This is a genomic window from Pseudomonas sp. v388, assembly GCF_003935425.1.
In the GTDB taxonomy this organism is placed as follows: Bacteria; Pseudomonadota; Gammaproteobacteria; order Pseudomonadales; family Pseudomonadaceae; genus Aquipseudomonas.
The window spans coordinates 419,609-435,007 of sequence record NZ_RHQN01000005.1 but is presented as its reverse complement, the minus strand read 5'-3'; the positions used below and the strand labels follow the sequence as shown (position 1 = coordinate 435,007).

Here is a 15,399-nt window from a genome sequence, read left to right as displayed (position 1 = left end):
GGCGTCCCCTAGGGGACTCGAACCCCTGTTACCGCCGTGAAAGGGCGGTGTCCTAGGCCACTAGACGAAGGGGACACACGTACAACATTCACTACTTACTGCGCTTCGCTGTGTGCTTTACGCTGTAAGTGGCGCGCATTCTATGGATGGTTTTGGAGGTCGTCAACCCCCTAATGAAAATTTATTGAAATCAATGACTTCACGCCTCTTCAGGCTTTCATTCGGCGGCCGATATACAACACGTATAAAGAAGCGATGCGTGCGAAGTCCGACGAGCATGTCTATGCGCGATAGTGGTTAGCCACTACACTCGCGTGAAAATTACTTGAATAAATGAGGTTTGCGCAGTGACACCACTCATGATCACGCTGATGGTAGTAGCAGGCATCGCGCTGCTGATCGCGATCGGCTACCTCAATCACGTCGCTGAAAACAGCAAACTGGACAAGGCCCGCAGCAAGGTCGAACTGGGTGACCGGCTACGCCGCTGCGCCGAGATCAACGAGACCTTCCCTGGCCAGTTGATGTCTCCCGCGCTCAAGCTGTTGCTGGCGCGCCTGGAACTCAACGTGGTACAGCGTATGCTCGCGCTGGAAAAGAACAACGCGCAGCTCAAGCAGCGCGTTGCCGAACTGGAAGAGCTGGTCAACCTGGGTGACCGCATTCCGGTGACCAATCCGGTCAGCCCGATCCAGACCGAGGCCAAGGCCAAGGACGTGCGCTTCCTGCTCGAAGCCTTGCACGGTCAGGTGACCCGCGCGGCCCACGACGGTTTCCTGCCGACCAGCGAAGCCAAGCACTGGATCCGCGAGATCCGCACCATTCTGGTCAGCCTGCACATCGAGTTCTTCAATAACCTGGGGCAGGCAGCCTTGGCTCAGGAGCAGCCGGGTCAGGCGCGCCTGGCATTCGAGCGTGGCGTGCAGTATCTGCGCAACCAGCCGGACCCGGTTACCTATCAGCAGCAGCTGCAGGCAATGGAGAAACAACTGGCACGCGCCAACTCGATGGTACTGACCAACATCGCACCGACCGATGATGACGACAACGCCCTGACCGAAGGCCTGAAGGCTGACGACACCGAATCGGAATGGAAGAAGAAAGTCATCTACGATTGATGACCGCCCCGCCGCTGCGCATGGCCCGCCCATGCACAGCGGCCGCGCACCGACTCAGCAGTCGGTAGCCGCGAGAAAGATCTGCGCCAGACGCTCGATCCCTTCCTGATCCACTTCTGTGAAACGCTTGAGGCTCGGACTGTCCAGGTCCAGCACGCCAATCAGGCGCCCCTCCTTGACCAACGGCACCACCAGTTCACTGTTCGACGCACTGTCGCAGGCGATGTGGCCGGGAAACGCGTGCACGTCTTCGACCCGCTGGGTCTGCCGGCTCTGCGCCGCGGCGCCACACACACCCCGGCCGAAGGGAATACGCACACAGGCGATCTGACCCTGGAACGGCCCGAGCACCAGTTCTTCATCGCGGTTGAGATAAAAGCCGGCCCAGTTCAGATCATCGAGCTGGGTATAGAGGAAGGCAGAAAACTGTGCCGCGTTGGCGATGAAATCGCGCTCGTCGGCCAGCAGTGCTTCCAGCTGGGCAGCGAGCAGACGGTAGCCGTCAAGCCCGGCGCCGGTGTGTTGCAGATCGATCATGGGTGTTGCTCCAGCAATTTGAGACCTACCCAGTAACGGGCGAATTGATAAGCGCAGCGGCCGTTGCGGTTGCCGCGGCCGGTCGCCCAGCGGACGGCGGCCTTGTCCAGTTCCTCGTCGCGCTGCCAGCCCAGCCCGGCCTTCTCGGCCAGCTGGGTAATCCAGTGCTCCACGACATTGAGGTAATGCTCCTGGGTAAATGGATAGAACGACAGCCACAGTCCGAAGCGATCGGACAGTGCGATCTTGTCCTCCACCGCCTCACTGGGGTGCAGCTCGCCGTCCACCTGTTGCCAGTTGGCGTTATCGCTTTCCTTCTCGGGCACCAGGTGGCGCCGGTTGGAAGTGGCATACAACAAAACGTTGTCCGGCGCCTGTTCCAGTGAGCCGTCGAGCACGCTCTTGAGCACGCGATAGTCGCCTTCGCCGGATTCGAACGACAGGTCGTCACAGAACAGCACGAAACGTTGCGGCAGCTTTTGCAACTGTTCGACCACCCGCGGCAGATCACCCAGATGATCGCGTTCGATCTCGATCAGGCGCAGGCCGGCACCGGCGTACTCTGCCAGCAATGCGCGAACCAGCGAAGATTTGCCGGTGCCACGCGAACCCCACATCAAGGCATGGTTGGCGGGCAGGCCGTCGAGGAACTGGCGCGTGTTGCGCGCCAACTGGTCGCGTTGCAGATCGACGCCGATCAGGTCGCTCATGCGCATATCGAGGCTGACCTCGAGCGGCATCAGGTACCCGCTGCGCCCTTCCCTCACCCATCGTGCAGCCAGCGCCTGCGACCAATCGACCGATTCGCGCAGCGCGGGGAGCAACGGTTCCAGCCGGGCCAGCACAGCGTCGGCCCTCTCCAGAAAAGCGTTCAACCGAGAATCCACGGTTTCTCCTCATATTTAACTGATTAACCGGCAAGCGCTATCGGCTATGCTTGGCCGGCATTGGGCATTCGACATGGCAGTAGGCATTCATGGACATTCCGCTCACCAACCGGCTGTCATTCAAACAGGCTCGCCTGGCGGTCCTGATCGGCTTTGTCCTGGGAACCTTGCTCAGCCTGCTGCAGATTGCCCTCGATTATGCCAGCGAAGATGCCTCCATCGATCGTGAAATTAACTCGCTGCTGGAAATCAGCCACAACCCCGCTTCGCGTATCGCCTACAACATCGATGCCGAGCTGGCCCAGGAACTGACCCTGGGCCTTTTGCAATCGCCGGCCGTGATCGGCGCCCGCCTCACCGACAACAACAATATGGTGCTCTCCAGCGTCGAGCGCCCGCCTGCCAGTGGACGCTACCGCGTGCTCAGCGACTGGCTGTTCGGCGAGAACCGGCGGTTCGCAGAAATCCTGGATCTGGATCATCTGCCCGGCGAAAACATCGGCACGCTGTACCTGGAAGTCGACACCTTCGCCTTCGGCAGTCATTTCCTGCAGCGCGCAGAGATCACGCTGCTCAACGGTTTCGTGCGCAGCCTGGCGCTGGCCGGCATCCTGACCATTCTGTTCTACACGACACTGACCAAACCGCTGGTGCGGGTCATTCGCGACCTGATCAGTCACGACCCGCGCAGCCCGACCCGGCAGAAGATCACTTGCCCGCCTCATCATGAGCAGGACGAGATCGGCGTATTGGTCGAAGCGTTCAACCGCCAGATCGAATCCATGTCCACTGAATTCTCCAGGCGCCTGGAGGCGGAAAACCGTCTGACCGATCACCTCAACGAGCTGGAAGATATCGTCTCGGCGCGCACCAATGAGCTCAAGGCCAGTAACCTGCGCCTGAGTCAGTCCAACGAAGAGCTGCAACTGGCACGCAGTACCGCCATGGACATGGCCCAGGCCCGCTCGGCCTTCCTCGCCAACATGAGCCACGAGATACGTACGCCGCTCAACGGTCTGCTGGGCATGTTGGCGCTGTCGATGGACGGGCCACTGAGCGCCGAGCAACGCCAGCAACTGATGATCGCCCATGACTCCGGCAAGGTCCTGGTGGAGCTGCTCAACGATATTCTCGACCTGTCCAAGTTCAACGCCGGGCACCTGGAGATCGAGCGCATTCCGTTCGACCTGGGCAATCTGGTCGAAGATACAGCCAGCCTGCTGTCACAGAATGCCGCCCCGAGCGTGGAACTGACGTGCCTGATACCGCCGGACTTTCCCGCCATGGTCATCGGCGATCCGACCCGAGTGCGCCAGGTGGTCAGCAACCTGCTGTCCAATGCGTTGAAGTTCACCCGCTTCGGCCGGGTGGATGTACGCCTGACCAGCACTGTCGACGCGGATACCCGGGAAAATCGCGTCAGGATCGAAGTGCGTGACACCGGCATCGGCATCGCCACGGACGCCCAGGCCAGGATCTTCCAGCCATTCACCCAGGCCGAAGCGGCAATCACCCGCCAGTTCGGCGGCACCGGATTGGGCCTGGCGCTGACCCACAACCTGTGCGAAGCCATGAGCGGGCGTCTGAGCATTCAGTCCCAGTCAGGTTTCGGCAGTGTGTTCGTCGCCGAGCTGCCGCTTCCCGTCCACCTGCCTGCCATTGTTCCCGGCCCACTCAAAGGCCGGGTGACGGTGGTCAGCACCGCAGGTAGCGGTCTGGTGGAGTTGTTGGGCAATCTGCTGCCCGCCTGGGGCATTACGTTCAAACGGCTGGGAACCGATGAAAAAATCATCAATCTGGGCCACGACACCGCCGCCGACCTGGTGATCACCGACTGCCCCGAATGCCTGTTCAGCATCCGCCCGGCCACGCCGGCGCCGATCCTGCTGGTGACGGCCTATGGCAATTTCATGCCCGGCGAACAGGTTGCCGCCCTCGCCCCGCTGCAACAGCAGGCCCGCCCGTTGGCGCGCGGTGCGCTTTATCAGACCCTGCGCCGTGCGCTGCATCACGAAGACACAGGCGCCGCCGTGCCGCCCAGCGAAGAGCTGGCCGCCCTGCGCCCGGTAAGAATCCTGTTGGTGGAGGACAATCCGGTCAATCAACTGGTTGCCAAGGGGATGCTCAGCAAGCTGGGCTGCGACGTCATCATCAGCGGGCATGGCGGCGAAGCCCTGCAAGAGCTGGAGCGCAGTCGGTTCGACCTGATCCTGATGGACTGCAACATGCCGGTCATGGATGGCTATGAGGCCAGTCGACAGATCCGTAGCAGCGGGCGCTGGCCCCAGTTGCCGATCGTGGCACTGACCGCCAACGCCATGCCCGAGGAACGGGAACGCTGCCGGGCTGCGGGCATGAACGACTATCTGGCAAAGCCGTTCCGCCGTGCGGAATTGCTGAACGTGCTGGAACAGTGGATACCGGTCACACAGGACAGCTGACACCGGTCACTTGAGCAACGACTCGATCTCGCCCTCGAGCTCCTGCGGTTTGGTCAGTGGCGAGAAACGCTTCACCAGCCGGCCGTCCTTGCCGATCAGGAACTTGGTGAAATTCCACTTGATCCACTCGGAGCCCAATAGCCCCGGCGCCTGCTTCTTGAGCTGCACGAACAAAGGGTGAGCGCCGCTGCCGTTGACATCGATCTTCTTGAACAGCGGAAACGTGACGCCGTAGTTGACCTCGCAGAACTCGGCGATGGCACCCTCGTTGCCCGGCTCCTGCTTGCCGAACTGGTTGCAGGGAAAACCCAGCACCACCAGCCCCTGATCCTTGTAGGTCTGCCAGAGCTGTTCCAGCCCTTTGTACTGGGGGGTGAAACCGCACTTGCTGGCGGTATTGACCACCAGCACCGCTTTGCCGGCAAAGTCGGAGAGCGTTTTCTGCTCGCCCTTGATGGTCGTGCACGGAATGCCCAGCAATGGTTCGCTCATGACAGCGTCCTCGCAGTGAACAGAAAGCCTTGATGTAACCACGCCACCGTCACGCCGCGTCCCGTGGCACCAGGTTCAGGCACACCGAGTTGATGCAATAACGCAGGCCGGTGGGCGGCGGACCGTCAGGAAAAACATGGCCCAGATGCGCGTCGCATTTGGCGCATACCACCTCGGTGCGGATCATGCCGTGGCTGACATCGCGCACCTCGACCACCGCACTGCCTTCGATCGGCGCATAGAAACTGGGCCAGCCGCATCCGGAGTCGAACTTGGTCTGCGAGTCGAACAGCGGCTCGTCGCAGCAGACGCAATGGTAGACGCCTGCGGTCTTGGTGCTGTTGTACTGGCCGGTGAAAGGACGTTCGGTCGCTTTCAGGCGACAGACGTTGTATTGCTCGGGGTCGAGCATCTGCTTCCACTCTTCGAGCGTCTTGTTGAGCTTGTCCACAGGTACACCTCCGAATCTGAAAAAGCCTGATCTGTGTCTTTTCCGCAGAACAGGTGGCACGTATGATTGCGCCTTTGCCGGGCATCAGTCTGGCACCCGCGTTTGTCGCACACAAACCCATTTTCACGGCGTTTGGTCCTGCGACCTTCATTGCAAGCCGGCAACAGCACGACCATTTTCGGGATCAATCACCATGCAGTTCAGCAAATCGAACAAGCTCGCTAACGTCTGTTATGACATTCGCGGGCCGGTGCTCAAGCACGCCAAACGCCTGGAAGAGGAAGGCCATCGCATCCTCAAGCTGAATATCGGCAATCCGGCACCGTTTGGTTTCGAAGCGCCGGACGAGATTCTGCAGGACGTGATCCGCAATCTGCCGACCGCACAGGGCTACAGTGACTCCAAAGGGCTGTTCAGCGCCCGCAAGGCGGTCATGCAGTACTACCAGCAAAAGCAGGTCGAGGGTGTCGGTATCGAAGACATCTACCTGGGCAACGGCGTTTCCGAGCTGATCGTGATGTCGATGCAGGCGCTGCTCAACAACGGTGACGAGGTGCTGATCCCGGCTCCGGACTACCCGCTGTGGACGGCGGCCGTCAGCCTGGCCGGCGGCAACCCGGTGCATTACCTGTGCGACGAACAGGCCAACTGGTGGCCCGACCTGCAGGACATCAAGGCCAAGATCACGCCGAACACCAAGGCCATGGTCATCATCAACCCGAACAACCCCACCGGCGCGGTGTATTCCAAGGAAGTTCTGCTGGGCATGCTGGAGCTGGCTCGCCAGCACAACCTGGTGGTGTTCTCCGACGAAATCTACGACAAGATCCTGTACGACGATGCCGTGCACATCTGCACCGCCTCGCTGGCGCCGGACCTGCTGTGCCTGACCTTCAACGGCCTGTCCAAATCCTATCGGGTGGCCGGTTTCCGTTCCGGCTGGATCGCCATCTCCGGACCCAAGCACAACGCCCAGAGCTACATCGAAGGCATCGATATTCTCGCCAACATGCGCCTGTGCGCCAACGTGCCGAGCCAGCATGCCATCCAGACCGCGCTGGGCGGCTACCAGAGCATCAACGACCTGGTGCTGCCGCAAGGCCGCCTGCTGGAGCAGCGTAACCGGACGTGGGAACTGCTCAACGACATCCCGGGCGTCAGCTGCGTCAAGCCGATGGGTGCGCTGTATGCATTCCCGCGTATCGACCCCAAAGTCTGTCCGATCCACAACGACGAGAAATTCGTGCTCGACCTGCTGTTGTCGGAAAAACTGCTGGTCGTTCAGGGCACGGCGTTCAACTGGCCGTGGCCGGATCACTTCCGCGTCGTGACCCTGCCACGGGTCGACGATCTGGAACAGGCCATCGGCCGGATCGGCAGCTTCGTCAAGGGCTACCGCCAGTAATCCCGGCACCGGTACCTGCCTTGCCCACGGCCCCGACTCCGGTCGGGGTCGTTTATTTTCAGGACCGCTCGTCACCCGCGAGGGCGGGCCTGCGGGCCGCCACACGCACACCCGGTTGGCTCAGGTCCCGTTCAGCTGCTGCGGTCCATGATCACATCAACCGAAACGACATAGTTTGAAATAGTCCCTCGGTTGAATAGCGGCGGGCATCACCTTATATACCCCGCATCCGGTTACACATTTACTCCGAGGAGAACGTTTCGACCATGATGCGCATTTTGCTGTTTCTGGCCACTAACCTTGCGGTCGTGCTGATTGCCAGCATCACCTTGAGCCTTTTTGGCTTCAATGGGTTCATGGCGGCCAACGGGGTTGATCTCAACCTCAATCAGCTGCTGGTCTTCTGCGCCGTGTTCGGGTTCGCCGGCTCGCTGTTCTCACTGTTCATCTCCAAATGGATGGCGAAGATGAGTACCGGCACTCAGATCATCACTCAGCCGCGTACCCGGCATGAGCAATGGCTGCTGCAGACCGTGGAGCAACTGTCCCGGGACGCGGGAATCAAGATGCCCGAAGTCGGTATTTTCCCGGCCTATGAAGCCAACGCCTTCGCCACCGGCTGGAACAAGAACGACGCGCTGGTCGCCGTCAGCCAGGGCCTGCTGGAGCGTTTTTCGCCCGATGAAGTCAAGGCCGTGCTGGCCCATGAAATCGGCCACGTGGCCAATGGCGACATGGTGACCCTGGCGCTGGTGCAGGGCGTGGTAAACACCTTCGTCATGTTCTTTGCCCGCATCATCGGCAATTTCGTCGACAAGGTGATTTTCAAGACTGAGAACGGCCAGGGCGTTGCCTACTACATCACTACCATCTTCGCCGAACTGGTACTGGGTTTCCTGGCGAGCGCCATCGTGATGTGGTTTTCTCGCAAGCGCGAATTCCGCGCGGACGAAGCCGGCGCGCGTCTGGCGGGTACATCGGCCATGATCAGTGCGCTGCAACGCCTGCGTTCCGAGCAGGGCGTGCCGGTCAACATGCCCGACAGCCTGACCGCGTTCGGTATCAACGGCGGTCTCAAGCACGGTCTGGCCGGCTTGTTCATGAGCCACCCGCCGCTGGAAGTCCGTATCGAGGCGCTGCGTAACCGCGGTTGATAGCTGCACCGCAACCAATGAGGGCGACGTGAGTCGCCCTTTTTTTTTGAAGCACAATTTCACGCGGCATTGTGCGGGAGGGAGAACCGGGCAGGTGCCGATCAGCGCCTGCGCGTCAGGCGGTATACCCTTTCGTCCACACGAGACAAACCGGCGCCCGACGCTTTGGGGGTGCTGGGCAATGCATCTTCCACTGCCAGCTCACTGACTTCCCAGGCCGCCGACATATGCGCGTTCACCCACTCCGGCGGTACCGAGAACGGCGGGCCATCCATTTTTGCTTGATCGTAATCCAGCGTGATGAGCAAGCCTGTGCTGGTTTCAAGCATCAGTGAGTCGAGGTGCGCCACGTAGCGCTCGCGCATCGGCCCGGGCAATGCGATCAGTGCCGCCCTGTCGTACAAGGCATCACACTGGCCAATGTCCTGGGCGGTCAGCGCGAAGAAGTCGCCACACCAGATTTCCACCCGCTCGCCGCTGTATACCTTGAAGCTGCCGCGCTGCACGATTGTCGGTTCCAGGGATTGCTCGGCAAAGTAACTCTCCACCGCTTTCTGCGACAACTCCACGCCCACCACAGCAAAGCCCTGCGCCGCCAGCCAGGCCATGTCCACGCTCTTGCCACACAGTGGCACCAGCACGCGAGCGCCCTGGGCAAGCGTCAGCGTCGGCCAGAACGCTTGCAGCAGACCGTTGACCTGAGTCTGGTTGAAACCGATCTGCCCCGCGTCCCAACGCTGCTGCCAAAACTCCGCCTGCATGAAACCTCCTGATAATTCGATCAAAACATGGAAAAACTTATATTAGATTCAGATCAATGATCTGGCTGAAGATACGTCATCTTATTTCTTCAGGAGCACCACCATGTTCCCCAGCCTGTTTATCTCTCACGGTTCGCCCATGCTGGCGCTGGAGCCTGGCGAAAGCGGCCCGGCCCTGCGTCGCCTGGCTGCCGAGCTGCCCAAGCCCCGCGCCATCGTGATCGTCTCTGCCCATTGGGAAAGCAAGGCGCTGCTGGTCAACGCCAATCCGCTTCCGGAAACCTGGCATGACTTCGGCGGGTTTCCACAGGCACTGTTCGACGTGCAATACCCGGCCCCCGGCGCGCCTGAGTTGTCCCGTCAAATTGCCGAGCTGCTTGCCGCCGCAGGCCTGCCCGCAACCCTCGACAGCCGACGGCCCTTCGATCACGGCGTGTGGGTGCCACTGTCGCTGATGTACCCACAAGCCGACATTCCTGTGGTCCAGGTCTCGCTGCCCAGCCAGCAAGGCCCGGCGCTGCAGACTCGCGTCGGCCAGGCGCTCGCCACGTTGCGCGACCAGGGCGTGCTGATCATCGGCTCCGGCAGCATTACCCACAACCTGCGGGAACTGGACTGGCACGCCGGTCCCGAGCGTGTCGAGCCATGGGCGAAGCGCTTTCGCGACTGGATGCTCGACAACCTGCAGGCCGACGACACCACCGCCTTGCACGACTATCGCCACCTCGCCCCCGACGCAGTACGCAACCATCCCAGCGATGAACACCTGCTACCGCTGTATTTCGCCCGCGGCGCCGGAGGCGAGTTCTCGGTTGAGCATCAGGGTTTTACATTGGGGGCGCTGGGGATGGATATTTACCGCTTTGGGTAATGGACAGGTTATCGGCAATGCGCGTCCTGATATACAAATCAGGTTACACCCGGTCATTTTTGCTAACCGGTTACAGTTGATCCTGAAATACGAGGTCGCCAAGCTCCGTTCCGGACACTGACTACAGGGAATTTCAATGGAGTGGAACGATTCTGAAGACGACTGGTTCTCGAATGTCGAGCCGCCCCAAATGGGCTTTTCATGGGCAGCCTGGAACAAACCCGCCGAAAAGGCGCCGGTTCTCCCTAAAAAGGAAAAATGGCCGACGCCAAAACCTCGTACAGATCTGATATTCGCCAAATCCGGTACTCCCGGGAATTGGCGCGAAACCCATGCAGGCACCGCTATAGAGCCTGCGACAAATTTCGGCGCCGTCATGATCGCTGGCGCCATGCTCATGCCCTCGGCAGAGACCGCCATCGCAACAGCCTTGGGAGTCCACCTTGGACTTGGGCGCATGGCCGGCGGCGGCATCATGCAGAAAGGTCTTAGCTGGGGCATACGAGGGGCAAAAGGTCCGGCAGGCGCCTTCGTGCTAGGTATGCTTCCCACCAGGCTGGCCGACGACACCCATTACACCGATGATCAACTGCGCCGGTTGAGCCACGCTTCTACACGGGTACGCTTTCAGTTTCGTCTCGACCCCGAAGGCGAACTTAGGGTCTATGGCATACACACCACCGCAAAAGGCGATGACTCAGTGCGTACGGTGCAAGCCGTATGGAATGAAAGAAAAACCGTCCTGGAAGCGAAGCTGAACGATATAAGCATCATCTGGACTCCCCGAGAAGGGCCTTTAGGATTGCCGCCTCTGACCTACCCGGAAAAGAGCGACGAACTGGCCACGATCCTCGTACATCCGATCCCGGAAAACACAGACAGCCAGATCGATGGTCTTCCCGGTGACGACATCACAATCGAAGACTGCATTGTGGTGTTTCCGGCCGGTTCCGGGTTGAAGTCGCTTTATCTGGTGTTTGCTCGACCGGTAGGGGGCGACCATAGTTATTACCCGGCGCCGAAGGCGCTTACAGCTTTTCCGGATGCGCTTCCTACGAGAAAGATGTCGAGTGTGAAAGGCGGCGGCAAAAAACGCAGTCGATGGAAAGATCCCAAAGGCCGTATCTACGAGTGGGACTATGAAAATGGCAGAGTTGAGCTATACGACAAACAGGGCAAGCACTTAGGCGAGTTTGATCCCAACTCGGGCGAACGAACCAAGGATGCCGAGCCAGGTCGCACAACACCAAAGTAATACAGGGGAAGATGATGTTCTTGGAAATCACGGGGTTCCTACCCCCAGACAACGAAGACGACTTTATTAAGTTCTCGCTCGATATAAGCCCCGAAAATGAGCCACGCGTTATGGACGTTTTGGGCTGGAAGAGCCTGGAGGCTGAAATCGCTGGCGATCTTCAGCTGACGGTCGCTCAAGCGGAAAAAATATCGTCGGTGATTGATGAGCTGCTGCCGCGCGACCTGGACCTGTTCATCGGCGTTCGGTCGTAATGGAGAAACGGGAAGAGACCTATCGGGGATGAGAAGTTTATTGCACCTGTGCATTAGCGGATTCCTAACCGACAGTGACGACGACTCGCTCAGGTTTGAGTTGGATCTGAACCAATCTCTCAACGAGCAAGTTGTACGACTCCTTGGTCATAAAAATCTGAACACACTGGCCGAGTGCGAATGGCCGCTGACTGTAGAGCAGGCAGAAAGGTTGTCGGCACTGATCGGCTACCAGCTTCCGAAAGACCTGAAATTATTCATCGGGGTTGAAGTATCGCATCAGTGAAGATCAGCTCGTAAAGCCAACACACAAGCAAAAAAATCCCCGAACCAGTCGGGGATTTTTTATTCAGACGATCAACTCAGGCGTTGATCAGTCTTCGCGGTAGCGACGCAGTTTCAGCTGCTTGCCTGCAACGCGGGTGTCCTTGAGTTTGGTCAGCAGACGTTCAAGGCCATCTTCCGGCAGTTCGACCAGGCTGAAGCTGTCACGGACCTGGATGCGGCCAATGGCTTCGCGGGCCAGGCCGCCTTCGTTGAGGATCGCGCCCAGCAGGTTCTTGGCGGCGATACCGTCACGCGCGCCCAGCGCGGTGCGGCAGCGTGCACGACCTTCGGCCAGTGGAACCGGAGCACGACGCTCACGCTCTGGACGATCACCACGCTCGCCACGATCCGGACGGTCGCCACGCGGGGCGTTGTTCGGAACCAGTGGGCGCTCGCGTTCGATGGCTGCCAGGGTCAGGGCCTGACCGTTGGTAGCTTTGCGCAGCAGAGCAGCGGCCAGGGCACGCGGGGTGCAACCGATGTCGGCGGTCAGACGATCCAGCAGATCACCGTGAGTCGATTCGGCATCGGCAACCAGCGGCGACAGGCTGTTGGTCAGTTTCTTGATGCGGGCATCCAGAACGGCCTGAGCATCCGGCAGGCGAACTTCGGCAACCTTCTGACCGGTTACGCGCTCGATCACTTGCAGCATGCGGCGCTCACGCGGGGTGACCAGCAGCAGTGCGCGACCTTCGCGGCCCGCACGACCGGTACGGCCGATACGGTGAACGTAGGACTCAGGATCGTAAGGCATGTCAACGTTGAACACGTGAGTGATGCGCGGAACGTCCAGGCCACGAGCAGCAACGTCGGTTGCCACCACGATGTCCAGGCGACCGTCCTTGAGGGACTCGATCACGCGCTCACGCTGGTTCTGGGCGATGTCGCCGTTCAGCGCAGCGGCCTTGTAGCCACGCGCTTCAAGGGCGCTTGCCAGATCCAGGGTCGCCTGCTTGGTGCGGACGAACATGATCAGGGCGTCGAAATCTTCGACTTCCAGCAGGCTCAATACAGCCGAGGTCTTCTGGTCAGCATGAACCAGCAGGTGAGCCTGCTCGATCTTGGTGACGGTCTGGGTCTTGGTCTGGATCTTGACGTGCTTCGGATCACGCAGATGGCGCTCGGCGATGGCACGGATCGACTGCGGCAGCGTCGCCGAGAACAGAACGGTCTGGCGGGTTTCAGGCATGGCCTTGAAGATCACTTCAAGGTCGTCCATGAAGCCCAGCTTCAGCATTTCGTCCGCTTCGTCGAGAACCAGGTGGTTCACGGTCGCCAGGACTTTCTCGTCACGACGCAGGTGGTCACACAGACGACCCGGAGTGGCGACGACGATTTGTGCGCCGTTGCGGATGGCTTTCAGCTGCGGGCCCATAGGCGCGCCGCCGTAGACAGCAACAACGGTTACGCCCGGCATTTGCTTGGCGTAGGTCTCGAACGCGGTGGCGACTTGCAGCGCCAGCTCACGGGTCGGGGCCAGAATAAGGGCTTGCGGCTCGCGCTTGCTCGGGTCGATACGATGCAGGATCGGCAGAGCGAACGCGGCGGTTTTGCCGGTACCGGTCTGCGCCTGGCCGATCATGTCGTGACCGGCGAGGATGATCGGGATCGATTGCTGCTGGATAGCCGATGGCTCTTCGTAGCCTGTGGCGACGACAGCTGCAACGATATTGGGATGAAGTTCGAGAGCGGCGAAGCCGCCGGTTTCCTGGGTCATGGGTCTGCCTCTAGTGCATCCGCAAAGACCCATGCTTCAAAGCTGCGCGTGCCGTGTACGACCTTGAGGTCACCCTGGCTGCTTTGTCGGCGGGGATTTGCGAAAACGTTTGATGAATGGATCGCCAAGGATAGTTCGCAGAGCGAACGAGCAGCCGAAGCTGGCTTCGGGAGATTGCAATCCTGGACGAGGGCCGTGTTAAGGCCGGCGCGCACTATACCGGAATTGCACGCGCAAGTGAGTCTTTTTTTTGCTCGAAAGCTATGCGCAGGGTCCACGGGTTTCGGGCGCTTGAGGCGTGCTTCGAGAGAACCCGAACCCCGGCTGGCCCCGTGTCGACGGGACTTTAGCTTAAACGTTTCACTAATCCGCGCCTGGACTCGCGCCAGCGCGGCGAGGGATGCGACCAAATGACTCATCAACAGATTCGGACGACCGGTGGTGTGCGAGTTGCGACTGTACCGGCCCTTTCGCCTGCGAACTGGCTCCGGGCCTGCGTTGAGTCATGTAGGAGTCAGCTTGCTGGCGATGGCTCGCTTCCAGGCCATGAAGAACTCAGGTTGCCGGACGGATGTCGTTGATCAGCGTCTGCAACGAATAGCCAAGCCTGGGTGCCAGCTCGTGCGCACGTTCGGCCAGCTTATCCAGCGACAGCGCCTGCTCCAGATCGGCAGGTACCAACAGGATCACATTGCCTTCCTTGACCGGCAGCTCCCAGTAATGGCGATGGTAAAGCCCGCGCAGCAACGCCGCGCCCAGCGGCTTGCCGTCGTCCGACGCCCACTGGTTGATCACCAGCCAGCCGCCGGGATTGAGCCGCTGCTGGCAACCCTGCAGAAAATTCCAGGCCAGGTGCCCAACGCCCGGGCCTACATCGGTGTAGAGGTCGACGAAGATCAGGTCGGCCGGCTCGGCGCTGTCGAGCAATTCAAGGGCGTCGCCAATGCGTATGTAAAGACGCGGATCGTCATCCAGCCCCAGGTACTCCATTGCCAGGCGAGGTACATCCGGGCGCAGTTCGATCACTTCGACGTCATCCAGCGGCAGGAACTTCATGCACGCCTGGGTCAGGGTGCCGGCGCCCAGCCCGAGGAACAACGCGGTTTCCGGCGCTTCATGACACAGGGCGCCGATCAGCATGGCGCGGGTGTAGTCGTACTCCAGCCAGCTGGGGTCAGCGGTGAACGTGCAGCTCTGCTCGATGGCGTCGCCGAATTCCAGAAAGCGGTAGTCGTCCACTTCCAGCACGCGAATCATGCCGAACTCATCGTGCACCTCCGCCAGAATCCGCTCTACCCGCTCTCGCTCTTCCGTCATTACCTGTCCTGGTTGCGCCTGCGCCGAGCGCAAAGCGCGAATTGTCATTCATGAACGCCGCTTTGTCACACTTATCAACCTTTCACCAGCGCTTACATACGGGCGTCGAAGACGCGCGACGGGAAGCTTAAACAGCGAAAAGTTCCTTTATCGATTCACCCCAAACTTCCAACGTAGGAAATTCCTTACCCGACGAATGGTAACTTTCCTAGCTAATGGCGTTATGCCCCCTTATTTGCAAGGCCAAATGCCAAGCGGCTGTTGTTTCAACCGCTTTACCACACCCGATGCAGGCGTCCTGCCTCCGCAGCCGGCCAGCGCTGAATCAGATCTTTGCTATACCCAAGTGATCCGAATGAATACCGACCCTATCCAAACGGTCGTTAGTTCAGGAGCAGGTATTACTCTTTCC

At 60.0% G+C, this 15,399-nt stretch carries 15 protein-coding genes and 1 tRNA gene; 8 read left to right on the top strand and 8 right to left on the bottom strand.

Features of this window, described 5'->3' with window-relative positions:
- Positions 1 to 2 precede the first annotated feature (2 nt).
- Positions 3 to 75: transfer RNA gene (locus tag EGJ27_RS14820), tRNA-Glu, on the bottom strand.
- A gap of 284 nt (positions 76 to 359) precedes the next feature.
- On the opposite strand from EGJ27_RS14820, the gene EGJ27_RS14815 reads away from it, so the two are divergent.
- Positions 360 to 1,118 (top strand): hypothetical protein, encoded by a 759-nt coding sequence (locus EGJ27_RS14815; protein ID WP_125831509.1) that lies wholly within the window; start codon positions 360 to 362, stop codon positions 1,116 to 1,118.
- A gap of 54 nt (positions 1,119 to 1,172) precedes the next feature.
- Here EGJ27_RS14815 and EGJ27_RS14810 read toward each other — a convergent pair whose 3' ends face one another.
- Together EGJ27_RS14810 and EGJ27_RS14805 are read right to left on the bottom strand one after the other, a co-directional pair.
- On the bottom strand, positions 1,173 to 1,655 hold the full coding sequence (locus EGJ27_RS14810; protein WP_125831492.1) for a GAF domain-containing protein: 483 nt from the start codon (positions 1,653 to 1,655) through the stop codon (positions 1,173 to 1,175).
- Positions 1,652 to 2,542 (bottom strand): ATP-binding protein, encoded by an 891-nt coding sequence (locus tag EGJ27_RS14805; protein ID WP_125831491.1) that lies wholly within the window; start codon positions 2,540 to 2,542, stop codon positions 1,652 to 1,654. Before EGJ27_RS14805 ends, EGJ27_RS14810 begins: the two co-directional genes overlap by 4 nt.
- 89 nt (positions 2,543 to 2,631) lie before the next feature.
- On the opposite strand from EGJ27_RS14805, the gene EGJ27_RS14800 reads away from it, so the two are divergent.
- Positions 2,632 to 4,983 carry an ATP-binding protein gene (locus EGJ27_RS14800; protein ID WP_125831490.1) on the top strand — a complete coding sequence of 784 codons (2,352 nt, stop codon included), beginning with the start codon at positions 2,632 to 2,634 and terminating at the stop codon, positions 4,981 to 4,983.
- A 6-nt stretch (positions 4,984 to 4,989) separates the two neighbouring features.
- On the opposite strand, the gene EGJ27_RS14795 is transcribed toward EGJ27_RS14800, so the two are convergent.
- Both EGJ27_RS14795 and msrB read right to left on the bottom strand, forming a co-directional pair.
- Positions 4,990 to 5,475 (bottom strand): glutathione peroxidase, encoded by a 486-nt coding sequence (locus tag EGJ27_RS14795; RefSeq protein WP_125831489.1) that lies wholly within the window; start codon positions 5,473 to 5,475, stop codon positions 4,990 to 4,992.
- Between the two features lie 49 nt (positions 5,476 to 5,524).
- A complete protein-coding gene (msrB, locus tag EGJ27_RS14790) occupies positions 5,525 to 5,926 on the bottom strand; it encodes a peptide-methionine (R)-S-oxide reductase MsrB (RefSeq protein WP_125831488.1) in 402 nt (133 codons plus the stop codon).
- Positions 5,927 to 6,119: 193 nt separating this feature from the next.
- Here msrB and EGJ27_RS14785 point away from each other — a divergent pair, with 193 nt between their 5' ends.
- Both EGJ27_RS14785 and htpX read left to right on the top strand, forming a co-directional pair.
- On the top strand, positions 6,120 to 7,331 hold the full coding sequence (locus EGJ27_RS14785; RefSeq protein WP_125831487.1) for a pyridoxal phosphate-dependent aminotransferase: 1,212 nt from the start codon (positions 6,120 to 6,122) through the stop codon (positions 7,329 to 7,331).
- 266 nt (positions 7,332 to 7,597) lie between these two features.
- Complete coding sequence (gene htpX, locus EGJ27_RS14780) at positions 7,598 to 8,485, top strand: protease HtpX (RefSeq protein WP_125831486.1); 888 nt, start codon at positions 7,598 to 7,600, stop codon at positions 8,483 to 8,485.
- Between the two features lie 101 nt (positions 8,486 to 8,586).
- Here htpX and EGJ27_RS14775 read toward each other — a convergent pair whose 3' ends face one another.
- Complete coding sequence (locus tag EGJ27_RS14775) at positions 8,587 to 9,246, bottom strand: thiopurine S-methyltransferase (protein WP_125831485.1); 660 nt, start codon at positions 9,244 to 9,246, stop codon at positions 8,587 to 8,589.
- A 103-nt stretch (positions 9,247 to 9,349) separates the two neighbouring features.
- Here EGJ27_RS14775 and EGJ27_RS14770 point away from each other — a divergent pair, with 103 nt between their 5' ends.
- The 4 genes from EGJ27_RS14770 (at position 9,350) to EGJ27_RS14755 (ending at position 11,912) form a co-directional block, all read left to right on the top strand.
- Entirely contained in the window at positions 9,350 to 10,117 is a 768-nt protein-coding gene (locus EGJ27_RS14770; RefSeq protein ID WP_125831484.1) for a class III extradiol ring-cleavage dioxygenase, read from the top strand.
- A 136-nt stretch (positions 10,118 to 10,253) separates the two neighbouring features.
- Positions 10,254 to 11,372, top strand: coding sequence for a colicin E3/pyocin S6 family cytotoxin (locus EGJ27_RS14765; protein ID WP_125831483.1), 1,119 nt, complete (start codon positions 10,254 to 10,256; stop codon positions 11,370 to 11,372).
- Between the two features lie 14 nt (positions 11,373 to 11,386).
- Complete coding sequence (locus EGJ27_RS14760; RefSeq protein WP_125831482.1) at positions 11,387 to 11,626, top strand: pyocin S6 family toxin immunity protein; 240 nt, start codon at positions 11,387 to 11,389, stop codon at positions 11,624 to 11,626.
- Positions 11,627 to 11,654: 28 nt separating this feature from the next.
- A complete protein-coding gene (locus tag EGJ27_RS14755) occupies positions 11,655 to 11,912 on the top strand; it encodes a pyocin S6 family toxin immunity protein (protein ID WP_256672847.1) in 258 nt (85 codons plus the stop codon).
- Positions 11,913 to 11,999: 87 nt separating this feature from the next.
- Here the strand turns inward: EGJ27_RS14755 and EGJ27_RS14750 are convergent, their stop codons facing one another.
- Together EGJ27_RS14750 and EGJ27_RS14740 are read right to left on the bottom strand one after the other, a co-directional pair.
- Positions 12,000 to 13,703 carry a DEAD/DEAH box helicase gene (locus tag EGJ27_RS14750; protein ID WP_177523028.1) on the bottom strand — a complete coding sequence of 568 codons (1,704 nt, stop codon included), beginning with the start codon at positions 13,701 to 13,703 and terminating at the stop codon, positions 12,000 to 12,002.
- 522 nt (positions 13,704 to 14,225) lie between these two features.
- Positions 14,226 to 14,987 carry a spermidine synthase gene (locus tag EGJ27_RS14740; protein ID WP_125831480.1) on the bottom strand — a complete coding sequence of 254 codons (762 nt, stop codon included), beginning with the start codon at positions 14,985 to 14,987 and terminating at the stop codon, positions 14,226 to 14,228.
- Positions 14,988 to 15,399: the final 412 nt, after the last annotated feature.